At 68.5% G+C, this 26458-nt stretch carries 23 protein-coding genes; 14 read left to right on the top strand and 9 right to left on the bottom strand.

The genetic code is table 11. From position 1 onward, the window contains the following. Positions 1-88 precede the first annotated feature (88 nt). Both BVIR_RS02625 and BVIR_RS02620 read right to left on the bottom strand, forming a co-directional pair. On the bottom strand, positions 89-1024 hold the full coding sequence (locus tag BVIR_RS02625; protein WP_055036118.1) for an IS110 family RNA-guided transposase: 936 nt from the start codon (positions 1022-1024) through the stop codon (positions 89-91). Between the two features lie 254 nt (positions 1025-1278). Continuing rightward, entirely contained in the window at positions 1279-3468 is a 2190-nt protein-coding gene (locus tag BVIR_RS02620; RefSeq protein ID WP_055036309.1) for a transglycosylase domain-containing protein, read from the bottom strand. Positions 3469-3736: 268 nt separating this feature from the next. Between BVIR_RS02620 and BVIR_RS02615 the strand changes: the two genes are divergently transcribed. Together BVIR_RS02615 and BVIR_RS02610 are read left to right on the top strand one after the other, a co-directional pair. Continuing rightward, entirely contained in the window at positions 3737-4177 is a 441-nt protein-coding gene (locus tag BVIR_RS02615; protein ID WP_055036308.1) for a hypothetical protein, read from the top strand. Between the two features lie 372 nt (positions 4178-4549). Beyond that, on the top strand, positions 4550-5803 hold the full coding sequence (locus BVIR_RS02610) for a lytic murein transglycosylase (RefSeq protein WP_058124853.1): 1254 nt from the start codon (positions 4550-4552) through the stop codon (positions 5801-5803). 121 nt (positions 5804-5924) lie between these two features. On the opposite strand, the gene BVIR_RS02605 is transcribed toward BVIR_RS02610, so the two are convergent. The 3 genes from BVIR_RS02605 to BVIR_RS02590 all read right to left on the bottom strand — a co-directional run bounded on the left by BVIR_RS02605 (position 5925) and on the right by BVIR_RS02590 (position 8954). Next, positions 5925-7202: a TRAP transporter large permease gene (locus BVIR_RS02605; protein WP_055036307.1), complete on the bottom strand. Its 1278-nt coding sequence runs from the start codon at positions 7200-7202 to the stop codon at positions 5925-5927. Beyond that, positions 7199-7702 (bottom strand): TRAP transporter small permease, encoded by a 504-nt coding sequence (locus tag BVIR_RS02600; RefSeq protein ID WP_055036306.1) that lies wholly within the window; start codon positions 7700-7702, stop codon positions 7199-7201. The genes BVIR_RS02605 and BVIR_RS02600 overlap by 4 nt, the downstream gene beginning before the upstream one ends. Before the next feature lie 226 nt (positions 7703-7928). Then, positions 7929-8954, bottom strand: a complete 1026-nt coding sequence (locus BVIR_RS02590; RefSeq protein ID WP_082416590.1) for a DctP family TRAP transporter solute-binding subunit — start codon at positions 8952-8954, stop codon at positions 7929-7931. Positions 8955-9261: 307 nt separating this feature from the next. On the opposite strand from BVIR_RS02590, the gene BVIR_RS02585 reads away from it, so the two are divergent. Further along, positions 9262-10614, top strand: a complete 1353-nt coding sequence (locus BVIR_RS02585; RefSeq protein WP_055036304.1) for an NAD(P)/FAD-dependent oxidoreductase — start codon at positions 9262-9264, stop codon at positions 10612-10614. 504 nt (positions 10615-11118) lie between these two features. Here the strand turns inward: BVIR_RS02585 and BVIR_RS02580 are convergent. Continuing rightward, positions 11119-11619, bottom strand: a complete 501-nt coding sequence (locus tag BVIR_RS02580) for a pyridoxamine 5'-phosphate oxidase family protein (RefSeq protein ID WP_082416588.1) — start codon at positions 11617-11619, stop codon at positions 11119-11121. Positions 11620-11824: 205 nt separating this feature from the next. Between BVIR_RS02580 and truA the strand changes: the two genes are divergently transcribed. Next, entirely contained in the window at positions 11825-12562 is a 738-nt protein-coding gene (truA, locus tag BVIR_RS02575) for a tRNA pseudouridine(38-40) synthase TruA (RefSeq protein ID WP_055036303.1), read from the top strand. Between the two features lie 709 nt (positions 12563-13271). Next, entirely contained in the window at positions 13272-15833 is a 2562-nt protein-coding gene (locus tag BVIR_RS02570) for a bifunctional diguanylate cyclase/phosphodiesterase (RefSeq protein WP_236823668.1), read from the top strand. Between the two features lie 22 nt (positions 15834-15855). Here the strand turns inward: BVIR_RS02570 and BVIR_RS02565 are convergent, their stop codons facing one another. Further along, positions 15856-16281 carry a hypothetical protein gene (locus BVIR_RS02565; protein ID WP_335338139.1) on the bottom strand — a complete coding sequence of 142 codons (426 nt, stop codon included), beginning with the start codon at positions 16279-16281 and terminating at the stop codon, positions 15856-15858. Positions 16282-16620: 339 nt separating this feature from the next. Between BVIR_RS02565 and BVIR_RS02560 the strand changes: the two genes are divergently transcribed. From BVIR_RS02560 to ptsN, 9 genes are all read left to right on the top strand, one after another. Then, the gene (locus BVIR_RS02560) at positions 16621-17046 is read left to right on the top strand and encodes a methylglyoxal synthase (protein ID WP_055036300.1); all 426 of its coding nucleotides are present in this window, start codon (positions 16621-16623) and stop codon (positions 17044-17046) included. Positions 17047-17275: 229 nt separating this feature from the next. Continuing rightward, on the top strand, positions 17276-18220 hold the full coding sequence (gene ppk2 / locus BVIR_RS02555) for a polyphosphate kinase 2 (RefSeq protein WP_082416587.1): 945 nt from the start codon (positions 17276-17278) through the stop codon (positions 18218-18220). Positions 18221-19023: 803 nt separating this feature from the next. Continuing rightward, complete coding sequence (locus BVIR_RS02550; RefSeq protein ID WP_055036299.1) at positions 19024-19638, top strand: ribonuclease D; 615 nt, start codon at positions 19024-19026, stop codon at positions 19636-19638. 352 nt (positions 19639-19990) lie between these two features. Next, positions 19991-20701, top strand: a complete 711-nt coding sequence (locus tag BVIR_RS02545; protein WP_145911890.1) for an LPS export ABC transporter periplasmic protein LptC — start codon at positions 19991-19993, stop codon at positions 20699-20701. After that, complete coding sequence (locus BVIR_RS02540; protein WP_055036298.1) at positions 20698-21426, top strand: LptA/OstA family protein; 729 nt, start codon at positions 20698-20700, stop codon at positions 21424-21426. Before BVIR_RS02545 ends, BVIR_RS02540 begins: the two co-directional genes overlap by 4 nt. Before the next feature lie 267 nt (positions 21427-21693). Then, the gene (gene lptB / locus BVIR_RS02535) at positions 21694-22788 is read left to right on the top strand and encodes an LPS export ABC transporter ATP-binding protein (RefSeq protein ID WP_417852049.1); all 1095 of its coding nucleotides are present in this window, start codon (positions 21694-21696) and stop codon (positions 22786-22788) included. Positions 22789-22855: 67 nt separating this feature from the next. Continuing rightward, complete coding sequence (gene rpoN / locus BVIR_RS02530; protein ID WP_055036297.1) at positions 22856-24391, top strand: RNA polymerase factor sigma-54; 1536 nt, start codon at positions 22856-22858, stop codon at positions 24389-24391. 101 nt (positions 24392-24492) lie between these two features. Then, on the top strand, positions 24493-25074 hold the full coding sequence (hpf, locus tag BVIR_RS02525; RefSeq protein WP_055036296.1) for a ribosome hibernation-promoting factor, HPF/YfiA family: 582 nt from the start codon (positions 24493-24495) through the stop codon (positions 25072-25074). Between the two features lie 85 nt (positions 25075-25159). After that, on the top strand, positions 25160-25621 hold the full coding sequence (gene ptsN / locus BVIR_RS02520; RefSeq protein WP_055036295.1) for a PTS IIA-like nitrogen regulatory protein PtsN: 462 nt from the start codon (positions 25160-25162) through the stop codon (positions 25619-25621). Between the two features lie 85 nt (positions 25622-25706). On the opposite strand, the gene BVIR_RS02515 is transcribed toward ptsN, so the two are convergent. Together BVIR_RS02515 and BVIR_RS02510 are read right to left on the bottom strand one after the other, a co-directional pair. Further along, complete coding sequence (locus tag BVIR_RS02515; RefSeq protein ID WP_055036294.1) at positions 25707-25979, bottom strand: BQ00720 family protein; 273 nt, start codon at positions 25977-25979, stop codon at positions 25707-25709. A gap of 28 nt (positions 25980-26007) precedes the next feature. Then, positions 26008-26436, bottom strand: a complete 429-nt coding sequence (locus BVIR_RS02510; protein WP_055038621.1) for an Hsp20 family protein — start codon at positions 26434-26436, stop codon at positions 26008-26010. Between the last annotated feature and the right edge of the window lie 22 nt (positions 26437-26458).

Below are 26458 nucleotides of genomic sequence, written 5' to 3'. Positions count from 1 at the left end.
GCTCGGCTCATTCTTCCCTCTCCCCTTGCGGGAGAGGATGCCGAGCGATCGCGAAGATCGCGAGGCGGGTGAGCGACTGTCTTTCTGGTCAAGCGGTTCGCCATGGCTGTTTGTCTCTGAGGATGGCGTTGAGGATGACGAGGAGGCGCCTGGCGACGGCGACGAGAGCGAGCATCTTGGGCTTTCCGGCGTCGAGGAGGCGGCGGTAGAAGGTTTTCAGGACGGGGTTGTACCGGCTGGCGACCAGCGCGGCCATGAACAGCACTGTTCTGACGGTCGAGCGACCGCCGCCGATGAAGCTGCGCCCCTTCCAGGACCCGGACTGGCGGGTGAAGGGGGCGAGCCCGGCGAGGGCGGCGATCTTCTTGCGGTCGAGCGTTCCCAGCTCGGGCAGCTCGGCGAGGAGCGAGCGCGCCACGATTGGCCCGACGCCGGGAACGGAGGACAAAAGGTCCTCGGCCTCGCGCCAGGCGGGCGAGCTGCGGACGGCGGTGTCGATGTCGCGGTCGATCTCGGCGAGTTCCTTTTCGAGGGCCTGGATGAGGCGCTCGATCGATTGGCGCACGCGCGCGACGGCGGTATGGCGCAGGCGCTGGCGCTCTGCGCCCATCATCTCGACGATCTGCCGGCGGCGGGCCATCAGCGCGGCGAGACGGCGCGTCGCCTCGTCGGGCATCGGCCGCACCTCCGGCGCGGTGGCCGCGGCGAAGTGGGCGATCACCGCGGCGTCGATCGGATCGGTCTTGGCGCGCTTGCCGAGGGCGCGGGCAAACGCACGCACCTGGGCGGGGTTGACCACCACCACCGGCAGGCCGGCCGCAACCAGCGCTGCGGTGACGACCGCCTCAAAGCCGCCGGTCGCCTCCAGGGCGACGAGGGCGGGGGCGAGCGCCGTCAGGCGGTGGCAGAGATTGGCGAGGCCTTCGCCGTCGCGCGGGACGGCAAACGCCTCGCCCAGGGGGCGGACATGGACATCGAGGCGATCCTTGGAGACATCGATACCGACGGTGATCTGTTCCGACATGACCCGACCTTGCCGAAGCGAGCTCGTGCGGCCCTGGCGACTGTCCGGGTTCGAAGGAACGACGGGTGGGGCGCCGATCTCACCCACGGTCTCGGACGACCCAGGGGTTTGCGGGCTCCCACCCGTCACCGCACCCGGTAGCTTACCCGATCGCGGCGCATTCAAGTTACAAGGGGTGCTTGCCCGCAAGGGGAGAGCGAATCGACGCGGCCCTCGGCCAACGGCCAGTCCGAACTGATCAACCGGGAACCCGGTCACTGCCCGCGCCCGAACAGGCGGTCGATCAGCCAGCCGTCGAGGCTGCCGCTCTCGCCCGCAGCCCGGCCGCCGAAGCCCGGCCCCTGGATGGCGGGCCGCTCGGCCTCAGCCGACGGCGGCTGATCGGGGGTGGTCCAGCGGAAATTCGGCCCGCGGCTGCCGCCGGGCAGCTCGGTCGGGGCGAAGTCGCGGTGGGCCTCGCGCATGAAGCGGCCCCAGATCTCGGCCGGCAGGCCGCCGCCGGTCACCTTCTTCATCGGCGAGGAGTCGTCGTTGCCGAGCCACACCCCGGCCACCAGCCGACCGGTGAAGCCGACGAACCAGGCGTCCTTGAAGTCCTGGGTGGTGCCGGTCTTGCCGGCCGCCTGCCAGCCCGCGATCTGGGCCTTGCGGCCGGTGCCGGACACGATCACCTCCTCCAGCATCGCGTTCATCATGCCGACATAGCCCGGCGCCACCACCCGGCCGCGCGGGTCGGCGCGGCGGACGTAGAGCGTCTTGCCGCCAGCGGCGCGCACCCGCTCGACCATCACCGGCCTCGCCGGCAGCCCGCCATTGGCGAACGGCGCGAACGCCGAGGTCAGCTCGAGCAGCGTCACCTCCGAGGTGCCGAGCGCGATCGAGGCGTTGGCTTCGAGCTTGGCGGCGATGCCGAGCCGCTGGGCGGTGTCGACCACCGCCCTGGGGCCGACCTCCAGCGCCAGCCGCACCGCCACGGTGTTGAGCGAGTGGGCGAGCGCGGTGGTCAGCGTCACCGGCCCGCGATAGTCGTGGGTGTAGTTCTCTGGCTTCCAGCCCTTGATCTGGATCGGGCTGTCGTCGCGCAGCGTGTCCGGGGTGAGGCCGCGCTCCAGCGCGGCGAGGTAGACGAACGGCTTGAACGCCGAGCCGGGCTGGCGGCGCGCGGTGACAGCGCGGTTGAACTGGCTGTCGGCGTAGCTGCGGCCGCCGACCAGCGCCCGCACCGCGCCGTCCGGGCTCATCGCCACCATCGCGCCCTGGCTGGCGTCGGCCTTGGCGCCATCGCGCGCCAGCGTCTCGACTAGCGCGCGCTCGGCAAGCTGCTGCAGCACCGGATCGAGGGTGGTGATGACGGTGACGTCATCCTCAACGTGTCCGACCAGATCGTCGAGCACGTCCATCACGTAGTCGGCGACAAAGCCGATCGAGCCGGCATCCTGGCGTTTCACCACCTGGGCCGGGCGGGCCAGCGCCACCGCCTCGGCCTGGCGGTTGATGTAGCCCTCGTCCGCCATCGCCTGGACCACCAGCGCAGCGCGGCGCTGGGCGGCGTCGAGGTGGCGGGTCGGCGCCAGCCGGGTCGGCGACTTGACCAGGCCCGCCAGCATGGCGGATTCGGCCAGCGTCAGCTGGCGCGCCGGCTTGCCGAAATAGCGCTGCGCCGCCGCCTCCACGCCATAGGCGCCGGCGCCGAAATAGACCCGGTTGAGGTAGAGTTCGAGGATCTGGTCCTTGGAGAACTTGCGCTCCAGCCACAGCGCCAGCACCACTTCCTGCAGCTTGCGGGAGAAGGTGCGCTCCTGGGTGAGGAACAGGTTTTTCGCCAGTTGCTGGGTCAGGGTCGAGCCGCCCTGCGACACGCCGCGGCGCAACACATTGGCGACCGCGGCGCGGGCGATGCCCACGGGGTCGACCCCGAAATGGTCTCGGAAGCGCTTGTCCTCGATGGCGATGAAGGCGTCGGGCAGATAGTCCGGCAGCGCCTGCAGCGGCACCGCGGCCCCGCCCATCTCGCCGCGGGTGGCGATCACCCTGCCGTCGAGCCCGGCGATCTGCACCGTCGGCGGGCGCTTCGGCACATCGAGCGACTGAATCGGCGGCAGATGCGCCGCCTGCCACACCAGCAGGCCGAGCCCGGCCAGCCCGGCCCAGATCGCGATGACGACGCTCCAATAGACCGCCCGGCCGATCCAGCCGAGAAAACCGCGGCGGGCCTTGCGCACCGGCTTGCGCGGCGCCGGCTCCGGGTGGGCGGCCTTGCTAGGGGGCGGGCGCTTCTTCGCAGTGGGGGCTTTGGCGGCGGGGATTCTCCCGCCGGAGGTTTTGCCGCCAGCGGGGCCGCCGACGCGGTCGGCGGGATCGAGGCGCAGGTCGAGCGTGCCGCGCGGCCGGCTCTCGCCTTCCGGCGCGCGGTGCCCGCCCTGCCTGCGCTCCTTCCACGCCATGCCGGACCCGTCCCGCCCAACCGTTGAGGCGCCCCCGATCTGCAGGATGCCGGCGGTTTCGTTAAGGGGCGGTTAGGGAGGAAATGCGGCGCCCGGCCCGGCCGATTTCGCGATTGAGAGCGCCCGGCCCCGCGCTCTTACCGCCTTGACCGCTCCGGCCGGCGCCGCCATCGTCGCGGCCTGCCGCCGATGCGGCAGGCTGGCGGCGCGCGGCCTCGAAGGTCTGGCGCGCGAGCCGGCAGTCCGTTCATGACGGCGGGGGCGTGTCATGCCGTTCGTATTCATCTCGCTGCAGGCGCTGATCATCGGCGTGGCGACGTTCGATCTGATCGGCGCACTGGTCAATGTCGCCGAACTGGGCTCGCGCACCTTCCTTCGCCACGCCGTGCTCGACGGCGGCGTGATCGTGCTGTCGGTGGCGAACATCTATTTCATCCTGAAGGTGCTCAACGCGCGCTACGCCGACCACATCCGGCTGGAGATCATGTATTTCAGCCAGTTGCTCTGCCTCGGCGCATTGGTGTTCCTGCTCCGCCACTTCCAGCATTCGCTCGATTTCGAGGCGGGCACCCTCACCTATGAGAGCGGCCGGCTCGGCGGCGCGGTCACGGTGTGGCTGGGCTATTCGGCGGCGATGGCGGCTTGCCTCGCCGCAATCTGGAAGCTGTGGACCAAGTCGCGCTGGGTGGCCCAGCGCTTCGAGCGCTAAGAGACCGTTTGGAAACTCGGACGGCAGGCCGCGTTGTGCGCGAACTGCCGGACGCCAGGAGGAAAGCGAGACCGATACCGGGGAGTATCGGCGAGCTTTTTGACGCCGCGACCGGCGTTCGCCCCGCAACCCGAAGGGCCGGGCCGCTTTCGGGCGCCCGGTTCGTCGCCGATCTCGACCGTACTCCCCGGTACGCTCTTCGATCGGCTCCTGCCGGAGCGCCCGAAATCGGCTCCGGCGCGGCCCCGTCGGAGTTTCCAAACGGTCTCTAAGAGACCGCCATCACGTCGCCATCGACTTCGGCTGGTGTAGGCTTGGCCGGGAGTGGCGGTGATTCACCGCCGATCCGGGTCGGGACGTCAGGAGGAGACGATGCGGCGGACATCGACAAAGCGGCGGAGCACCGGCTTCAGCCTTGTTGTTGCGGCGGTGGCGGCGCTGATAGCGGCCCCGGCCGCGGCGACGCCGGCTGCAGCACCCGCAAGCGTGCCGTGCCGCACCTCGGGCAGCTTCGAGAGCTGGCTGGAGGGGGTGAAGGCCGAGGCGCGCGCCGCCGGCGTGGCCAATTCCGCCATCGAGGCCGCGCTTGCCGGCGTGACCTATGATCCGGCCATCATCCGGCGCGACCAGGGCCAGGGCGTCTTCCAACAGACCTTCCTCACCTTCTCCGATCGCATGGTCTCCAGCGACCGCATGGTGCGCGGCCGCAAGTATCTCGGCCAATATGCCGGCGTGCTGTCGCGCATCGAGGCGCAATACGGCGTGCCGGGCGCGGTGCTGGTGGCGTTCTGGGGGCTGGAGACCGATTTCGGCTCCGACCTCGGCAAGTACAGGGCGCCAGCGGCGGTGGCGACGCTGGCCTACGACTGCCGGCGCGCCGACTATTTCCGGCCCGAGCTGATCGACCTGTTGCGTATCGTCGCCCGCGGCGATCTGAAGCCCTCGGAGATGGTCGGCGACTGGGCGGGCGAGCTCGGCCACCTGATGTTCACGCCCACCGACCTCTACCGCTACGCCGCCGACGGCGACGGCGACGGCCACATCAACGTCATGCGCTCGGTGCCGGACTCGTTCGCCACCGGCGCCAACTTCCTGCGCGGCCTCGGCTGGCGGCGCGGCGAGCCGTGGCTGGAGGAGGTCGCGGTGCCGGCCGACATGGACTGGTCGCAGGCCGACCTCGACACCATGCTGCCGCGCGCGGCGTGGTCGCGGATGGGGGTGCGCACGCCCGCGGGCACCGCGTTGGCGGTGGGCGGGCCGCCGGCGGCCCTGCTGTTGCCGATGGGCCGGAACGGCCCGGCCTTCCTCGCCTACCCCAACTTCAAGGTCTATCTCGGCTGGAACAAGGCGATGGTCTATTCCACCACCGCCGCCTACTACGCCACCCGCCTTGCCGGCGCCCCCCAGGTCTCGCGCGGCCGCGACCCGGTCACCCCGCTCTCCACCGAGCAAATGCGCCACCTGCAGGCGCTGTTGCAGCGCGCAAGCTTCACCCGCGATGCGCCGGACGGCCGGTTCGGCCAGGGCACCCGCGCGGCGGTGCGGGCGGCGCAGATCGCCCTCGGCCTGCCGGCCGACGGCTACCCGTCGACCGAGCTGATCGCGGCGCTGGAGCGCCGGCGCTGAGGGGAACACTTGGTTCGGCGCACGCCGACCTCATGCTGAGGAGGCGTGAAACGCCGTCTCGAAGCATGAGGCCCTCACCCTTCGAGACGGCCTTCGGCCTCCACCGCGTGAGGGCAGCAGCTCACCGGAACGCGACATCCCGCAGCGCCAGCGTGATCCACGGCAGATAGGTGATCGCCATCAGGCAGGCCAGCACCGCCGCGATGAACACCACGAGCGGCGCCATCATGCGCTCGAGCGGGATCCTCGCCACCTGGGCCGCAGCGAACAGGTTGACCCCGAACGGCGGGGTGATCATGCCGAGCGCCAGGTTGACCACCATCACCGTGCCGAAATGCACCGGGTCGATGCCGAACCGCACCGCCGCCTCGGCCAGGATCGGCGCCAGGATGATGATCGAGGCGCTGGTCTCGACGAACATGCCGACAACGAACAGCAGCAGATTGACGCCGAGGAGATAGAGGGCCGGAGTGTCGAAGGTCGCGACGATCCAGCCCGCCGCCGCATCCGGCACGCCCTGGCGGTTGAGCAGGTACGAGAACAGGCTAGCCATCGCGATGATGAACAAGATCACCGAGGACGTGATCGCCGAGCGCCGGAAGACCGGGTAGAGGTCGTGCCAGGAGATCTCGCGGTGGATCGCCATGCCGACCACCAGCGCGTAGACCACCGCGACCACCGAGGCCTCGGTCGGGGTGGTGACGCCGCCATAGATCCCGCCCAGCACCACCGCCGGCATCATCAGCGCGAACGCCGCCTCGCGCAGCGCCGCCAGTGGCTTGAGGCGCCCCTCGCCGTCGCCGCGGCCCCAGCCCTTGAGCCGGCACCACGCCAGCACCGTCAGGCTGAGCACGGCGCCGATCAGCAGGCCGGGGCCGATGCCGGCGATGAACAGCTCCGGCACGCTGGTCTGGGTGGTGACGCCGTAGAGGATCAGCGGGATCGAGGGCGGGATGATGACGCCGAGTTCGGCCGAGGCGGCCTGCAGCGCCGCGGCGAACGGCGCCGGATAGCCGCGCTTGACCAACGCCGGAATCATGATGGCGCCTATGGCAAAGGTGGTGGCGACCGAGGAGCCGGAAATCGCGGCGAAGATCATGCAGGCGAGGACGCAGGTCGTGGCCAAGGCGCCCTGCACGCCACCGACGATGGCGCGGGCGAACTCGATCAGCCGCCGGCTGATGCCGCCGACCTCCATCAGATTGCCGGCCAGGATGAAGAACGGCACCGCCGCGAGCGGAAAGCGGTCGAGCCCGATGAAGGCCTGCTGCGCCACCACGATCAGCGGAAACTGGGTGAAGCCCGCCATGCCGGCGACGCTGGCGAGCCCCACCGCCACCGCGATCGGCACGCCGGCGACGAACAGCGCCAGCATCACGCCGAGCATCAAGGCGGTCACGGCTGCGCCTCCCCATCCAGCGGTGCCGGATCGAGGAAGCGCGCCACCGCGCCGACCGCGGCGAACCCGGCGCCGACCGGAATGGCGGCATAGCCCCAGGCAATCGAGATATCGAGCCCGGCCAGCACCTGAAACCGCACCCGCTCGGCCATCTCCCAGCCGAACCACACCAGCACGCCCATCAGCGCAAGATTGGAAAGGAGCGCGAACGCCTCCAGCGCCCGCTTCAGCGGCGGCGGCGCCAGGCGGCCGACGAGATCGATCGACAGCAGCGCCCCCGACCGCAGCGCCGCACCGAGCCCCAGCATCGTCATCCAGATCAGCGCGGTCCGCACCAGCGCCTCGCTCCACGGCGACGGCGCCTCAAGCAGGAAGCGCGCCGCCACCTGCCAGACCCCGGCGCCGAGCGCCACCACCAGCGCCGCCACCGCCAGCGCGGTGGCGCCGCCGATGGCAAGGCGGTCGGCGGCGGTGAGGACGCGGCGGAGGGCAGCGTTCATCTCGCGAGATCAGAGCGAGCCGCGCCGCCACCCTCTCCCCTCGTGGGAGAGGGTGGCGAGACCGAGCGACGCGAGGTCGAGCCGGGTGAGGGGGGGCTTCGAAGCCGTACGGACAGCCCCCTCACCCGCCTCGCGATCTAAAGATCGCTCGGCACCCTCTCCCACAAGGGGAGAGGGGAAGAAGGGGCTGATCCCGCGGCCGGCCGACTGGGGCATGTTCAATCAATCACTGCGATGGCGCAGCGGCGCGGATGCGGGCGATGAGGTTGCCGTCGAGCTCCTTGGCATAGACCGCGTAGGCCGGCGCCAGCGCCGCCTCGAACTTGGCGCGGTCGATGTCGGTGACGACGCTCATGCCGCGGCGCCGCAGCTCCGCGACCCCGGTCGCCTCGTCGGCGCTGACGCGGTCGCGGTTGGCCGTCTGCGCGGCGCGGGCTGCCTCGATCATCGCGGCGCGGTCCGCCGCCGAGAACCGCGCCACCGTGGCCGGGGCGGCCACCAGCACCGCCGGCGAATAGACGTGGCCGGTGAGCGAGAGATATTTCTGCACCTGGTCGAGATTGTTGGAGACGATCACGGTGATGGGGTTCTCCTGGCCGTCGACCGTGCCCTGCTGCAGCGCAGTAATGATCTCGCTGAAGGTCATCGGGGTCGGCAGCGCGCCCAGCGTCTCGAATGCGCGCATGTGCACCTGATTCTCCATGGTGCGGATCTTCAGGCCCTTGATGTCGTCGGGCGTCACCACCGGGCGCCGGCTGTTGGTGAGATGGCGGAAGCCGTTCTCCAGCCAGATCACCCCGGTGAGGCCGCGCCGCTCGAACGCAGCGAGGATCTCGTTGCCGATGTCGCCGTCCAGCACGCCGCGGGCGTGGGCGGTGTCGCGAAACAGAAACGGCACGTCGAGATTTTTGGATTCGGGCACGAAATTGCCGACCGGCCCGGTCGATGAGACGGAGAAGTCGAGCGTACCGATCTGCAGGCTCTCCATCATCTCGCGCTCGTTGTCGTTACGTTGGACCACCACGCGGTAACGCCCGTCGGTCAGCCGCTCGAAGGCGTCCTTGAAGGCGCTGGCGCCGGCACCATAATGACTGTTGAGCGGTAGCGGATGCTGGATGGTCAGCGTGGTCTGGGCCGACGCCGGCAGCGCCGCTACCGCAAGGGCGCCGACCGCGGCCAGCACGACCCTGGCAGCAGCGGTGCCGGCGGCGGCCAGCCAACCCGCCAGCCGGCTCGATCGTGTCACCGCCATTGCGTCCTCCCGGCAGATTTTGAAGTTGTTGGTTGGTGCGGACGGCATTTCACCGCGCAGGTCCGGTTGTGTCGAGCGCGTTCGGTTCGAAACCGCAGCGATCGATTGCCGCCGATGGCAAATGAACCGTAAAAGGGCCACCGGCGCGGGGTTGCGGCGCCAGCGGTAGCGCGGTTGCTTTGCCGGCGCACCCGCTTGCGCGGCGGAAGATCACGGAAGATCGGTATGCCCCTGATAAGAAATACGTGCTAGCACGCGACAGGACCCCCGGCCTTGGCAAGCACAGACAGTTTGTGGACACAGGCAGATGACTGCGAACCGACAGACAGCCCGCCGTAACAGCGTGGCGTACCCGAAATCACTCTGGGCGGCGGTCACAGCCGACGGGCCCACCTATCACACGCTGGACGGTGAGGCGACTGCTGACGTCGTGGTCGTGGGCGGCGGTCTCGTTGGCCTGTCGGCGGCGCTACAGCTTGCCGAGTCCGGCGTCGACGTGGCGGTGGTCGAGGCGGTCGAACCCGGTTGGGGCGCTGCCGGCCGCAACAACGGCCAAGTCATCCCGACCCTGACCCAGCACGACCCCGACGACATCGTCGCCCGCGAGGGCGAAGCCGGCGAGCGGTTCGTCGGCCTGCTGCGCAACAGCGCGCAGACGGTGTTCAACACCATCAAGCGCCTGGGCATCGCCGCCGAGGCCGAGCAGACCGGCTGGATGCAGCCGGCCCATTCGTCCGGCCGCATGCGGCTGGCCGAGCAGCGCGTCGAGCAGTGGGCCAAATATGGCGCGCCGGTCGAGCTGCTGTCGCGCGACCAGGTGCGCGAAATGACCGGCTCGGACGTCTGGCACGGCGGCTGGCTCAACCGCTCCGGCGGCCTGATCAACCCGCTGGCGCTGACGCGCGGGCTCGCCCAGGCGGTGATGGTCGCCCGCGGCCGCGTCTATGCCCACGCCCCGGTCTACGGCATCCGCCGCGACGGCGACCGCTGGGTGGTCGACGCCAAGTCCGGCCGGGTGACGGCGCGGGCGCTGATCCTCGCCACCAACGCCTATACCGGCGAGTTCTCCTCGCTGATGGGCACGCCGGCCACCGACATCCGCCGCGAGATCATACCGGTGATGTCGTGGCAGATCGCCACCGAGCCGCTGTCGGCCGAAATCCGCCAGGCCGTGCTGCCCAAGCGCCAGGCGCTGACCGACACCCACCGCGACCCGCACTTCATCCGCTGGGACGTCCGCGGCCGCCTCGTCACCGGCGGCGCGCTGATGAACCCGCTGAGCGGGGCCTGGAACCTCAAGACCCACATCGCCCGTCGGCTGAACGAGCTGTTTCCGGGCCGGTTCGAGGCGGCACGGTTCGAATACGCTTGGCACGGCCGCATCGCCGTCACCCCGGACCACTTCCCGCGCTTCCACAAGCTCGGGCCGGACGCGGTGGGCTGGGCAGGCTGCAACGGCCGCGGCGTGGCGCTCGGGGTGTCGGTGGGTAAGGAACTGGCGAAGTCGGTGATGGGCGTACCCGACAGCGAGGTTGCGCTGCCGTTCGGCCCGCCGACCGTGGTGCCCTATCTGCCGCTGGTGAAGGCCGCCGCGCCGCTGGCGGTGGCGTTCATGCGCTGGCAGGACCAGCGCGAGGTTCGCGACCGCCCCGACGCGTGAGATCACCGGCCCCGGATGCTGACGCATCGGCTCGACGCCGGCCACCCTCTCCCCATGCTGGGGAGGGTGGCCTGGCTGTGAGTTCGCAACGCGGATAAGGCATCCGGCCGGGCCGGTGTTTCGTTGCCCCGTCGCCGAAAAGTCCCTGTCCAAGAAAGAATTTTTCGGCGCGGTTGTCTCTGCCGATCACGGCGTGATCAACCGGAATCCGTATCAATTTGCCACCGGAATTCCGCCCCGCCGAACGTGAAACCGCCGGTCGTTCCGGGCGAAGCGAAGCTGCGACCCGGAACCCATGATCCGCGACGTTTCCGGCACCGGCAGCGCGAGCGATGCCGCGCAGCTAGGGGCGATGCGGACAATGGCGAGAGTCGCGGATCATGGGTCCCGGATCGCGCGGCTTCGCCGCTTGTCCGGGACGACGGCGCGAGGTCTCCCGCCGCAGGGCCGGTCTTGGACGTCGGACGGCACGGCGCCGTGGAGTGCAGTGCGTCCAGTTTCTGTTTAGCCCGCCCAGTGGCGGCGGTGCTGATCGACGATTTCCTCGACGTCGTCGGCCGACACCGACACCAGATCGGCGTGGCCGAAGCCCTTCGAGTAGTCGGTCACCGACACCACGTCCGGCACCAGCCGCAGCATGGCGATCTCCGCCGGGTTGGGCGCCGGCAGCACGCGGTATTCCGGGTAGCGTTGCAGATAGAGCGTGCGGGCGTGCTCGATCTCGCTGCGGTCCTCGACCACCACCGCGCGGCCGGCCAGCGACAGGCCCTTGATGTCGAGCGGCCGGCGGGTATCGCTTCCGACCGCCGCCGACACCCGCGGCTCGTGCCGGATGTTGCGGACCTTCTGGCTGTCGCGGCTGACGAACATGTAGAGCGCCAAGCCGTCGTTGCAGAAGCCGACCAGGGTGGCGTGTGGCCAGCCATCGGGACGAACCGTGGCCAGCGTCAGCACGCGATGCTCGCCCAGCAGCTTGACGATGGCGTCCTTGAAGGCACGGTTCATCAGACGTCTCCAACCCAGGGCGTAACCCGCCTCCACGGGCCGGCAGTCGCCCAATGCCGCAGCGCGACGGAATCCTGCCGGAAGATCAGTCCCGTAAATGGGTAGCGCCGTCCACCGTCTTCTCGCAAGAGGCGGCGGGCGGTTCGACACCGGCTTGCGGCGAGCACGTACGGAGGGTAGCGAGGGGAAAGCCCGAAGGGACCCCATGCCACGCTACCGGCTCACCATCGAATACGACGGCACCCCGTTCGTCGGCTGGCAGATCCAGGCCGCCGGCCTCAGCGTCCAGGGGGTGCTGACCGAGGCGGTGCGGCGGCTGTCCGGCGAGCGGGTGCGTCTCACCGGCGCCGGCCGCACCGATGCCGGCGTCCACGCCCTCGGCCAGGTCGCCCATTTCGACCTGTCCCGCGACTGGCGGCCCGACACCTTGCGCGAGGGCCTCAACGCCCACCTGCGGCCGCACCCGGTGGCGGTGCTGGTGGCGGAGGCGGCCGCCGACGATTTCGACGCCCGCTTCTCCGCAACCCGCCGGCATTATCGCTACGTCGTCGTCAATCGCCGGGCACCGCTGACCGTCGCGCGCGACCGGGCCTGGCGGGTGATCCGGCCGCTCGACGCCGGCGCGATGCACGACGCCGCGCAGCTATTGGTCGGGCGGCACGACTTCACCACCTTCCGCGCCGCCGAGTGCCAGGCCAACAGCCCGGTGAAGACGCTCGACCGCCTGACGGTGACGCGGGCCGGCGCAGAGTTGGCGATCGAGGCCTGCGCCCGCTCGTTCCTGCACCACCAGATCCGCTCGATAACTGGCTCGCTGGTCCAGGTCGGCATCGGCAAGTGGACTGCAGCCGACCTCAGGGCGGCGCTGGAGGCGCGCGACCGCAGCCGCTGCGGCCCGATGGCGCCGCCCGACGGGCTCTACCTCACCGCGGTCGAGTATTAGAGCATTCTCCAAGCAAGCGGATACCGCCCGTTTGGAATAATACCGGCGGCAGCCGGCCGTTGGTCCTGATCGTAGATTATCGTGAAATCCTGATTTCAAGGACGAAAATCTGCGAGCTTCAACGGCCCATGCGTCAGCAGCCGGGACCGTCGGTATAAATATATATCAGATCGCTAAATTCTGGGTTGCGCCAGCGAGCGCCTGTGGCGAGCGCCTTCACGCGCGCGCCACCCCATTAAGTTGTATTTATGTGACTCAAACGGCCGGTCGCTTTGCGGCGCAGCGACCGCCGCCGTCGTAAATTTGTTTACATGCGATGTTTTTTTGAGCGCCGGAAATGTTCATCGACATCGTAATCCGCCGATCCGCTGCGCTGCGGTAAACGAATGACACCGGATCAGCCTAAGCTGGTCTTACTCTATTCCAGATCAAATCTGCCGACGCCGCCGACCTGGGCGCTTTTGAACACGCCAATCGGCGCCACCCTGAGCTGCGACACTTTGTATAGCGAGCGGAACCGATTTCGCTTTAATCCTTTGTTGTGGCGCCTCACCATAGGATGCAGGCATCGGTCACATATTCAGCTATTTGACCACACTGCTCATGGACGCTGGACTGATTTGGAATGAAGCGCCTTCACATTCTCCGCCTCCCCAGTCTTGTGGTTAGCGGCCAGAGTTCCGCGATCTTTGGCGTCTGTATTATCGCGATGCTATGGGGTGGGGTTATATTAAAATATTACGATGACAGCCGGAACGACCTGAAGGAAGCGGTATCCGTCATCGACAACTACTCTATCGTTTTCGAGGAGAACGTACTGCGTTCGATCGGAGAGATCGATAAATCGCTGCTTTACACCCGCAGGCTGATCGAGCGCCGCACCGGACCGGACGGGTTCGACCGGATCGTCGGAAGCGACGACCTCATCAGCGAGATCATCCTCCAGGTTGCCATCGCCGACGCCGACGGCGTGCTGCGCGCTTCGAACGCCGGGCCGCACCCGGCGCCAGCGCTCGATCTCAACGCCCGCGACCACGTCCGCATCCACCGCGACGCTGCCGACGACCGCTTGTTCATCGCCCGGCCGCAGATTGGGCGGGCCGCCAAGCAATGGCAGATCGAGCTCAGCCGCCGTTTCCTCAATCCCGACGGCAGCTTCGGCGGCGTGGTGGTCGCCTCGCTCAAGCCGGAGCACTTCACCAACTTCTACAACAAGCTCAATTTCGGCGCCTCGGTGTCGATCGCCCTGATCGGCCACGACGGCGTGGTGCGCTCCAGCGGCGGCAGCGCCGGCGGCTTCCATCTCGGCCAGAACCTCAGCGACACCCGCTTCTTCGAGCGCGCCCGCAACGCCGCCGGCACCACCTTCATCGACACCAACGCCTTCAGCGGCGAAAAGCGCCTGCTCGCCTTCCAGGCCGTCCATGGCCAGCCGCTGTGGCTGAACGTCAGCACCGCCGTCGACTCGGTCTACGTCAACGCGCTCGCCAATCTTCGCGTCAACGTCATCGTCGGCCTTATCCTCACCGTGGTGATGCTCATCGCCATCGAGCGCATCCTGCGGGCCGAAGCCAGGGCCCGCCAGAAGGCCGAACAGCTGCGCTGCACCCTGGAGAACATGAGCCAGGGCATCATGATGGTGACTCGGGACCTCGAGATTCCCGTCATCAACGCCCGCTGCGGCGAACTGCTCGACCTGCCGCCCGACATGGTCCAGCACCCGCCGCGGTTCGACGCGCTCACCACCTTCCAGGCCCGCCGCGACGCCGACCGCCGCAACGGCCGGCGCCGGGCGCGCGAGGTGCCGCACCCGCCGCCAAGCGAGCGCTGCAGCGAGACCGTGCGCGAGATGGCCGATGGCACCGTCCTTGAGGTCCGCAGCATGCCGCTGCCGGACGGCGGCTTGGTGCAGACCTTCACCGACATAACGCAGCGCCGTCTGGCCGAGGCGCGCGTGGCGCGGTTGGCGTCCGAGGACCCGCTGACCGGACTGCTGAACCGAAGGGTGTTCCGCGCCATGCTGGAGGACATCTTCCCGGTCGACAAGGCGCTGCACCCCGAGGCGGAATCGCAGCTCGCCCTGCTGTTCCTCGACCTCGACCGCTTCAAGGTCATCAACGACGCGCTCGGCCACCGCACCGGCGACAGACTGCTGCAGGAGGTGGCGGGGCGGCTGCGCCAAGCGGTCGAGCCCGGCGCGCTGCTGGCGCGGCTCGGGGGCGACGAGTTCGCCATCGCCGCGCCCGGACCGCGTTCGCACGCCGAGGTCGCGAGCCTTGCCGCCCGGCTGCTGGAAACGGTGCGCCCGCCGCTCGAAATCGACGGCTATCAGGTCCGCACCGGCGCCAGCATCGGCATCGCCATCGGCCCAGGAGACGGCGCCGACGTCGAAGACCTGCTCAAGGCGGCCGACCTCGCGCTCTATGCGGCGAAGGCGGAAAGCCGCGGCACCTACAAGTTCTATAACCAGAAGATGAGCGCCGCGCTCAAGGACCGGCGCGAGATCGAGACCGACCTCCGGGCCGCGCTCGAGCGCAACGAGCTGGAACTGCACTACCAGCCCATCGTCAGCTTGCAAGACAGTCGCATCAGCGGCTTTGAGGCGCTGGCGCGCTGGCGCCATCCGACCAAGGGCATGATCCCGCCCTCGCAGTTCATCCCGGTGGCGGAGGATTCCGGGCTGATCCTGTCGCTCGGCGACTGGGCGCTCGCCGCCGCCTGTCGCGAGGCGACGCGCTGGCCGGGCGACCTCAGGGTCGCGGTGAACCTGTCACCGGTGCAGCTGCTCATGCCCGACCTCGCCGACACGGTGGCCAAGCTGCTGGCCGAAACCGGCCTCGCCCCGCACCGCCTCGAGATCGAGATCACCGAGCAGACCGTGCTCGCGGACAACGAGCACACCATCGCCACCCTGCGGCGGCTGAAGGAGATCGGCATCCGCATCGCCATGGACGATTTCGGCACCGGCTACTCGTCGCTGAGCTATCTGCGGACCTTCCCGTTCGACAGGGTCAAGATCGACCGCAGCTTCGTCGCCGACCTCAAGCTGGGCTCCGACCACGCCGTCATCGTCCAGGCGGTGGTCAGCATCGCCGGGGCGCTCGGCATCACCACCACCGCCGAGGGCGTCGAATCCGAGCACCAGCGCGATTTCCTGAAAGCACTGGGCTGCAACGAGGCGCAGGGCTTCCTGTTCTCGCCGGCGATCCCGGCCGACTTGATCCCCCGCGTGCTCGCCGATCGCGGCTACCACCCGGTGCTGGCGGCCTGATCGACGGCAAGCCGCATCAGGGTCAGGACACCCCCTCGCACGGCGCCACCACGGCGTCGAGTTCGTTGCCGCGCATCAGCAGCATCCGCGGCGTCAGACCGCCGCGCTTGGCGATCCAGCTCCGCACCTGCGACGGATAATGCGAGAGCATGAAGCGCGTCGCCTTTGAGCTCGGAGTGCGGGTGGAGCCATCGGTGTACCAGGCGGCGTGGAAGCCGAACACCGCGTTTCGGGTGGCGCACACCCGGCCGCGCGGCAGCATGCCCAGCACCAACGTGCAGGCCGACATGCACGGACCATCGATGATCACCCGCTCGCCGCTGCGGCGGATCTGCTCAAGGCGCGCAGAATAGGCGCCGAGGTGTCCACCCGGATCGTACTGAATCCGCACGTCGGCGCGTGCCGGCACGCCCGATAGGGCGAACGCAACGCCAATGCACGCTGCCATAACTCGCATCATCCTCTGCCCTTTCGCAGTGGCGGCCGCCTTCATCGCGATCGCCGTTCCAGATCATGTCCAATGCACGTCCGAAGCCAGACCTTCGCCTCGGACTGACAGACTGTAGGCAATCGCGATCAATTGCAGTAGCCGCCAAGTTCCCGATTGGGTTGTCCCGACCTTTGCAGCCGCAAAAATGCCGCTTTGCCCAAGCTAAAACTTCAGCGCAAGCTGGCTCGTCTTATGCCGGCCTTGCCTTGAATCGAACGTAAGCTTGGCAACGAGCGCCCCGCCCGCGGCTGGTGGCGTTTGGTGCTATTCAGAGCCGTTCGGCCAACCGGAGCCACGATGTCCCAGTCCGTTTCGCAGCCCGCCCCGCCGCATGGCAGGGCCATCGCGCTGGTCGCCCACGACCTCAAAAAGCCCGCACTGGTGGCGTGGTGCGGCCGGCACCTCGACCAGCTCCGCCGCTTTCCGCTGATCGCCACCGGCACCACCGGCGGCCGGATCCAGGATGCCTTTCCGGAGCTTCAGATCGAGCGGATGAAAAGCGGACCGCAGGGCGGCGACCAGCAGATCGGCGCCCGCATCGTCGAGGGCCGGGTGATGGCGCTGATCTTCTTCGTCGACCCGCTGACGCCGATGCCGCACGACGTCGACGTCAAGGCGCTGACCCGCATCGCCACCGTCTACGACATCCCGTGCGCGCAATCGTCCGTCACCGCCGACTGTATCCTGTACGCCATCCGCGACGGCCACATCGCCGTCGGCTGATCGATGCCGCCGCGGCCATCGGCCAAGGCCGCCTCAGCGGGCGGTCGAACGGCTGGCTGCAGCGGGCCGACAGGCACGCCGGCGCGCGGGAGGCCGGTTTGCCGCACCGGTCCGCCGTTGCGGAAACAACGGTCGAGCAGCCGCACTCTGCTAGTCTCCTCGCCGATCGTCTCCTCGCTGATCGACGCGCCGCCGAGTCGGCGAGGGAACCCGCACCAGGAGATCCGCAATGGGCCACGGGCGCACCACCGGCAAGCCCGCCAATTCCCCCGACGCCACCTCCCGCGCCACCGCCGCGCCCGACGCCCGGCCGCACGAGAGCGAGGTGCTGCGCGCCGCCCGCGAGAAGGCGGCGCTGGAATCGATCTGGCCGACGGTGAACAAGCCGGAGCCGCACACTCCGCCCAAGCACTACAGGTACGTCGAGGAACTCGCCCACCTGCAATACGAGCTGATCAAGCTTCAGGAATGGGTGCGGGTGCAAGGCCTGAAGGTGGCGGTGATCTTCGAGGGCCGCGACGCCGCCGGCAAAGGCGGCGTCATCAAGCGCATCACCGAGCCGCTCAATCCGCGCACCTGCCGGGTGGTCGCGCTCGGCACCCCGACCGAGCGCGAGCGCGGCCAGTGGTACTTCCAGCGCTACGCTGCAGAATTGCCGGCGAACGGCGAGATCGTGCTGTTCGACCGCTCCTGGTACAATCGCGCCGGCGTCGAGCACGTGATGGGCTTCTGCACCGACGACGAATACCGCGAGTTTCTGCGCGCCTGCCCGCTGTTCGAGGAGATGCTGGTCAGGTCCGGCGTCAAATTGATCAAGTACTGGTTCTCGGTCAGCGACGAGGAGCAGGAGCGGCGCTTCATCGAGCGGGCGCAGAACCCGTTCAAGCGCTGGAAGCTGTCGCCGATGGACATCGAATCGCGGGCGCGCTGGGTGGACTATTCGAAGGCCAAGGACGTGATGTTCGCCGCCACCGACACCGAGGTCTGCCCGTGGAACGTGGTCGACGCCGACGACAAGAAGCGGGCCCGCCTCAACGCCATCGCCCACCTCCTGACCCAGATCCCCTACCAGCACGTCGAGCCGGCTGCGATCGAGCTGCCGCCGCGCCAACCTGACACCGGCTACCGCCGCCCGAAGAAATCGAACCAGCATTTCGTGCCGAAAATTTACTAAACAGAACCTGTACGCACTGCGCGCCACGGCGCCGTGCCGTCGCGCGTCCACGGCCGGCCGCGGCGCAGACCTCGCGCCGTCGTCTCGGACAAGCGGCAAAGCCGCGCGATCGGACCCATGATCCGCGAGGCTTGCCGTCGTCCGCATCACCCCTAGCTGCGCGGCATCGCTCGCACTGCCGTTGCCCGAAACGTCGCGGATCATGGGTTCGGAGTCTCAGCTTCGCTTCGCCCGGAACGACCGGCGGTTTCATGTTCGGCGGGTCGGTTCTCCCGGTGGCCAACCGATACGAAATCCGGCCGATCAGGCCGCAGTTTCGCCGTCCTGTCGCGAAAATCTCTGATCAAGGAATTTCGGCGAGGTTGTTTCCGCTGGTCCCGACGCGGTCAACCGCAGACCGTATGCTGCCGCCGGGCGCAACCCTGATCGTTGCGCCTGCCATCGCCGCCGGGCCGGCCCGGCGGCGCAATCCGGCCCGCGCCGGCAGCCGCATCCCAAACACGGCTGAAATCAAGGCCGTGGAGAGCCCCGGCCCGTGCTCGGCCCGATGCCGAGCGGCCGGATTCGGCGGCGGCCGGCACGCGCCGGCCGGCCGCACGGCGCTCCGCCGCGGCAGCGTGGTATCCCCGGTCCTTGGCCCGGCCCCTTGCCCGGCGGCGGCGGGACTGGTAAACCGCAGCCGGGTGAAGTTTGAATTTGCCCGATATTTCAATACGCTAGGGAAAGCGGCTACGCTTCCCCAGCCATCTTTCTCCCTTCGGGAGCGTGCGCCGAGCCGGCGCCCTCCCTGGTGTGTGTGCTGAATGACCTTGCGTTTTCACCGCGGCGATCTGCCGGATCTGTCGCATTACGGTTCGTCCGTGGCCGTCGACACCGAGACCATGGGGCTGCTGCCCCACCGCGACCGGCTGTGCGTGGTGCAGCTTTCGCCCGGCGACGGCAGCGCCGACGTGGTGCAGATCCCGCCGGGTGCGCCCAAGCCGGAAAACCTGATCCGCCTGCTGGCCGACCCGCGCGTGCTGAAGATCTTCCACTTCGCCCGCTTCGACCTCGCCGCGATCGAGCACGCCTTCGGCATCATGCCCGAGCCGGTCTACTGCACCAAGATCGCCTCGCGCCTGGTCCGCACCTACACCGACAAGCACGGCCTCAAGGACCTCGTCCGCGACATGCTCGGCATCGACGTATCGAAGCAGCAGCAGAGTTCGGACTGGGGCGCCGCCACCTTGACCGACCCGCAGATCGCCTACGCCGCCTCCGACGTGCTGCATCTGCACGCGCTGAAGAACAAGCTCGACGTGCTGCTGGCCCGCGAGGGACGCACCGAGCTGGCACAGGCCTGCTTCCGTTTCCTGCCGACGCGGTCGCGGCTCGACCTCGCCGGCTGGGCCGAGCAGGACATCTTCGCGCATTCTTGACCGCTGCCGGACGCCGGCGACGGCAGACGTCCGCGCCAACGTCGGGTAAGATGTCTCGCCCCGCAACCACAGATCGTGCCGGGCGGCGACCGCAACACGGAAGGCCCGGCCTCGGCGTCTGGGGCCGAGGCCCTGGCCAGGGTTTCAAGGTCCTGGCCAGGGGGTCCAAGGTCTTGGGCCAGAGCAGTCTCCGCAAAAGTCGAAACCGGTTTTGCGAATGAGAATGCGTAATTCAAAGACTTAGAGCGACCGCCTGGTGCAATCGGGTCGGCGGACGCTCCAAGAGCTCGAAGTCCCGGATTCCGGGTCGACCTCAGGCGAGATGGATGTGGGCAACGCAAGGCGCATGACGATGCCGCACACGACCGCTCCGCGGACGCCGGGGACGCAGCTCGACGCGGTATTCGAGCCGCGCGGCGACCTCGACACCGTGTTCCGCCGCGCGCTCCGCCACAGCCGCCGGGTGCGCTTCCTGCGCGTGGCCGTGCCAATGGTCGCGATCATCGCCATCCTGGCGCCGCTGCTGTTTTCGGCGATCCGCTCGATCTCGCTGACGGTGCCGCTCGGCGATTTCGGCCGACTGGTGCTGACCGGCAACAAGCTGACGATGGAAGCGCCCCGCCTCGCCGGCTTCACCAAGGAAAACCGCGCCTACGAGGTCACCGCCAAGCGGGCGCAGCAGGACATCACCCACCCCTACGTGGTGGACCTCGACGAGATTCAAGCCAGGATTGAGCTTACGGAGGGCCGCATCGACATGACCGCCGAGCACGGCCAGCTCGATGCCAAGACCGAACTCTTGACGCTCAGCCGCGGCATCTTCATCAGGTCGAGCCAGGGCTATGAGGGCCACCTGACCGAGGCCCACGTCGACGTCAAGGCCGGCACCGTGGTGTCGCCGCGACCGGTCGATCTGAAATTCCTGCAAGGCGACCTCCGGGCCGACACCATGAAGCTCTTCAACAAAGACCAGATGGTGCGGTTCGACGGAAACGTGGTGTTGAACGTGAAGCTGCCGCAATCGGACGGCACGCCTGCCGCCGATGCGGGAGCCCGTCCATGAAACGCGTCCTGATGCCGCGCGTCCTGATTCCGATCGTCCTCGCCGCGGCGTCTTTGGCCGCGCCCGCCGGGGCCCAGCAGGGCAACGTTCCCAACGCGCTACAGGGCTTCGCCAAGAACCGCGACCAGCCGGTTCGGGTGGAGGCAGCCAGCCTGGAGGTGCGCGACCGCGACCGCACCGCCGTGTTCACCGGCAATGTGGTGGTGCAGCAGGGTGACACCACCATGCGCTCCAAGCAGTTGGTGATCCACTACAATCTCGATGCCGACAAGGGGCAGGATAAAGGCCAGGCCAAGGGCCAGGCGGCCAAAGGCCAAGCGGACAAGAGCCAGGCGGCCAAGACCGCCACCGAGGGCGTGGCGCCGCGGCAGATCGAGCGGCTCGAAGCCAGCGGCGGGGTGATCGTGAACACCCGCGAGCAGACCGCGACCGGCGACAACGGCCTGTTCGAGATGAAAAAGAACACCGTCACGCTGTCGGGCAACGTGGTGCTGATGCAAGGGCCGAACGTGCTGCGCGGCGAGCGTCTGGTGGTCGACCTCAATTCCGGCGTCTCGCGCATCGAAGCTGGCAAAGGTGGTTCCGGCCGGGTCCAGGGCCTGTTCGTGCCGGGCAGCGAGAAGTCCGACAAGGGCGACGCCAAGGCGGAGTCCAAGGGCGATTCCAAGACCGACCCCAAGCCCCCGCGGGCGCCGGTGTCGCCGATGCCGTTGCGGGGCAACTGACCCGCCCCGACATTGCCTCTCGTCGTCCCGCCCGGGCAACCCGGGCCGGGTCGACCCCGTAAGGTGTGGTGCGTGCGCAAGCTGATCGACAAGTTGTTGCAGAGACGGCCGTCTGAGGCGAAGACCGCCCCGGCGACGGACGATCTTTACACCTACCGCCTCGACGAGGACTTAAGCGGGCCGGAAAGCCCGCCGTGGTCGGACGCCGTGCCGATGCAGCTGCCCCGCGAAGCCTCGAAGCCGGCGCCGGTCACCGATTTTGGCTGGCTGGAGCCGGACCTGCCGTATTTCGACGACGCTGCCGGCCGCGCCGCCCCACCGCCCGCCCAGCCGCGCGGGCAGAGTTATGGCCAGGACCACGGCCAGGACCACGGCCAAGGCTACGCGCGCGATGCCCACGGCTACGAGCAGGGCTCCGGCCGGAGCAGCCAGGGCAGCCCGGCGCGGCAGCCCCGCCATGCCACCCCGGCCTACGGCGAGGCGTACGACGACGATATCGCCGACGATCTGACCCAGCCGGCGACCCGCGAACCCCAGCCGGCGGCCCGCGACAGGGCCGAGGCCAAGACCGCTCCCAAGACCGCAGCCAAACCCGCGACCAAATCCTCGCGCAAATCCGCCGCCAAGCTCGACGGGTTCGACGGCGTGCTGATGGTCGACGCGGTCGAGAAGAGCTATCGCGGCCGCAAGGTGGTGCGCGGCGTGTCGCTCTACGTCCGCGAGGGCGAGGCGGTCGGCCTGCTCGGCCCCAACGGCGCCGGCAAGACCACGGTGTTCTACATGACCACCGGGTTGGTGAAGGCCGACACCGGCCGCATCTTCCTGCACGGCTATGACATCACCGCCATGCCGATGTACCGCAGAGCCCGGCTCGGCATCGGCTATCTGCCGCAGGAGCCGTCCATCTTCCGCGGCCTCAATGTCGAGGACAACATCCGCGCCGTGCTGGAGGTGGTCGAGCCCAACCGCAAGAAGCGCGAGGAGGAACTCGACGCCCTGCTCGACGAGTTCGGCATCGCCCGCCTGCGCAAGTCACCCTCGATCGCGCTGTCCGGCGGCGAGCGCCGCCGCTGCGAGATTGCCCGGGCGCTGGCCACCCGCCCCTCGTTCATGCTGCTCGACGAGCCGTTCGCCGGCATCGACCCGATCGCGGTCGGCGACATCCAGGCCCTGGTGCGCCACCTCACCCACCGCGGTATCGGCGTCTTGATCACCGACCACAATGTGCGCGAAACGCTCGGCCTGATCGACCGCGCCTACATCATCCACTCCGGCGAAGTGCTGATGGAAGGCTCCGCCGACGACATTGTGTCGAGTCCGGATGTCCGCAGGCTTTACCTCGGTGAGGAATTCAGGCTTTAACAGGCGGGTGGCAAAGCAAGGTTCGTACCAGCTTCCGCCCGTTTGAGTCCTGAAGGCCGGTACCGCAATGGCGCTTTCGCAAAAGCTCGAACTTCGCCAGAGCCAGTCGCTGGTGATGACGCCGCAGCTGATGCAGGCGATCAAGCTTCTGCAGCTGTCCCATCTCGACCTGTCCGCCTATGTCGACGCCGAGCTGGAGCGCAACCCGCTGCTCGAACGCGCCGATGAGCCCGATTTTTCCTCCCCGACCGACGCCGCCAGCGGCGAGCCCGAGCCGCCGCCCAGCCATGACGAGCAGCGCACCGGCGACTGGCTGGAGGAGCCGCTGGGCTCGCGCGAGGCGATCGAGGCCCGGCTCGACACCGACCTCGGCAACGTGTTCCAGGACGACGGGCCGGCCGAGCCGGCCCACGCCGCCACCGAGCCAGTCGGCTATTCGGAGTGGGCCTCGGTCGGCTCCGGCGGCCGGCTTGAGGAGGATTCCAACCTCGACGCCTACGTCTCCGCCACATCGAGCCTTGCCGACCACCTCGCCGAGCAGCTTGCGCTGGCCGAGACCGAGCCCAAGCGGCGGCTGATCGGCCAGTACCTGATCGACCTCGTCGACGACGCCGGCTACCTCACCGCCGACCTTGCCGAGGTGGCAGACAAGCTCGGCGCCCCGCTGGAGACGGTGGAGAGCGTGCTTGCGGTGATCCAGACCTTCGATCCGTCCGGAGTAGCGGCACGCTCGCTGGCCGAGTGCCTCGCTTTGCAGCTCAAGGAGCGCGACCGCTTCGACCCGGCGATGGCAGCGCTGGTCGCCAACCTGCCGCTGCTGGCCAGGCGCGACTTCGCCGCGCTGAAGAAGCTGTGCGGCATCGACGACGAGGACCTCGCCGACATGGTGGCCGAGATCAAGCGGCTCGACCCCAAGCCGGGGCTGGCGCTCGGCGGCGGCCCGGTGACGCCGATCGTGCCCGACGTGTTCGTGCGGCCGGCGTCGGATGGCGGCTGGCAGGTCGACCTCAACACCGACACCTTGCCGCGCGTCTTGATCAACCAGAGCTATTTCGGCCGCGTCGCGCCCGCGGCGAAGGACACCAAGGACAAGACCTTTCTTGCCGACTGCTTGCAGACCGCGACCTGGCTGACCCGCGCGCTCGACCAGCGCGCCAAGACCATCCTCAAGGTGGCGATGGAGATCACCCGCCAGCAGGATGCCTTTCTCGCCCACGGCGTCGAGCACCTGCGGCCGCTGGTGCTCAAGACCGTCGCCGACGCGATTTCCATGCACGAATCGACGGTGTCGCGCGTGACCTCCAACAAATACATGGCGACGCCGCGCGGCATCTTCGAAATGAAGTATTTCTTCACCTCGGCGATCGCCAATGCCAATGGCGGCGACGCCCATTCCGCCGAGGCGGTGCGGCACCGAATCAAGCAGATGATCGACGCCGAAAGCGCGGCCGACGTCCTGTCCGACGACACCATCGTCAAGCGGCTACGCGAGGCGGGCATCGACATCGCCCGCCGCACCGTCGCCAAGTACCGGGAAGGAATGCGGATTCCCTCCTCGGTCCAACGGCGGCGGGAGAAGCAGGCAGCCGCCGCCTCATCCTGACTGCCCCGGCGCATCCGGATTCCTCTTCTGCCAAATGTGGGCTAAATCAGATCTGACCATCGGACCCCTCGCCCCGGTGGCGTGGCCTTGGAGACAAAAAAATGACTTTGAGAGTGTCCGGCAAGAACCTCGACATCGGCGAGGCCCTGCGCACCCGCATCGAGGCGCGCATCGCAGAGGCGATCGAGAAGTTCTTCGACCGCGGCTGGTCCGGCCGCGCCATCGTGGAGCGCGAAGGCACCTTCTTCCGGACGGACTGCATCTTGCACCTGTCGTCGGGCGTGGAACTGCAATCGCACGCCACCGCCGCCGACGCCTACCAGAGCTGCGACCTCGCCTGCGAGCGGATCGAGAAGCGGCTGCGCCGCTACAAGCGCAAGCTGCGTGAGGACCATGGCGGCGAACGTGCGGTGCCGACCGCGCCGATGTACGTGCTGCAGGCGCCGCCGGAGGACGACGACGTCGACGTCGATACCGGGCCTGACGGCGATCACCCCGTGGTGGTGGCAGAGACCACGACCGGCTTCGGCCAGATCTCGGTTGCCGAGGCGGTGTCCGAACTCGACCTCACCGGCGCGCCGGTGGTGATCTTCCGCCACGCCACCTCGGGCCGGATCAACGTGGTCTACCGGCGGGCCGACGGTAATATTGGGTGGATCGACCCCCCGGCAGAGTCCCATTGACCCGCGATCATGCCGGGCCTATCGTCCGCCGCAATTGCCGGTGGGTTGGTATCATGACCCCGCGCCTTTTACGTCCGAGCCGGCCATGCCGCTAAGCGATCTTGTCGCGCCGAATGCGGTGTGGCCCGCCCTTCGGGTCAATTCCAAGAAGCAAGCGCTGCAGGAACTCGCCGAGCGCGCGGCCCAGCTGACGGGCCGCGGCGAGCGCGAGATCTTCGAAACGCTGCAGCAACGCGAACGGCTGGGCTCGACCGGCGTCGGCAACGGCATCGCCATCCCGCATGGCAAGATGGCGAAGCTGGACCGGCTGGTCGGGCTGTTCGCACGCCTGGACAAGCCGATCGATTTCGAGGCGCTCGACGGCGAGCCGGTCGACCTGATCTTCCTGCTGCTGGCGCCGGAAACCGCTGGCGCCGATCACCTCAAGGCGCTGGCCCGGGTGGCCCGGCTGTTGCGCGACCCCGACCTCGTCCAGCGCCTTCGGGCCTCGCGCGATGCCGAGGCACTCTACGTCGTGCTGACCCAGCCGCAGCCGACCACGGCGTGAGGCCGGATCTCTCGTACGGATGTCGGGGTTCCGCCCGCCGCGGAACCCCGAACCTCATGGCTTCGGAGGTCCGGCACAGCGGCGATCAATGCACGCTGAACGGCTGCAGTTCGTTTTCCATCGCGTTAGCGACCACCGCCTCGCGCGAATCGGCCAGCATGATCGGCGTGCCGTCGGCGCCGTGGAGCGCGAACAGCATCCGGCCGGGCGCAATCCTGGGGGCCTGCGGAAACAGCGCCTTCACGTCCTCGGACCGGATCGGCTTGACATAGGCGATCAGGCCACCGCCCAGAAGCGCGAAGGCCTCCGGTGTCATCAGCTCGTCGCCCGCAGTGTTGGTGTCAGTGTCTAAGGTCATTCCCGACTCCTGTTGTTGTCGAGACCGGTTACTCGTCCGACGCGATAGCGATCCGGCGCGCCACCCGTTCCGGCTCCAGCCGGACCAGATCGACCGCCAAAAGGCCGTTCTTCAGCTCCGCGCCGAGCACCTCGATTCCTTCGGCCAACACGAACGCACGCTGGAACTGGCGCGCGGCAATGCCGCGGTGCAGGTAAACGCGTCCATCGTCGAGATCGGCCTGCCGGCCGCGGATCACGAGCTGATTGTCCTCGACCACCACGTCGAGCTGGTCGCGGGTGAAGCCCGCAACCGCCAGCACGATGCGCAGCCGGTCACAACCGGCGTCATCGGGCGGCAGGCGCTCGATATTGTACGGCGGATAACCGTCGGCACCCTTGGTGACGCGATCGAGGACACGCTCGATCTCTTCAAAGCCGAGCAGGAACGGGCTCGACAAGGACGAAACACGGGACATGGTCTCAAAGCCCTCGTGAAGC

Source organism: Blastochloris viridis (genome assembly GCF_001402875.1).
Classification (GTDB): Bacteria; Pseudomonadota; Alphaproteobacteria; order Rhizobiales; family Xanthobacteraceae; genus Blastochloris; species Blastochloris viridis.
This window is presented reverse-complemented; position numbering and strand designations above follow the sequence as displayed.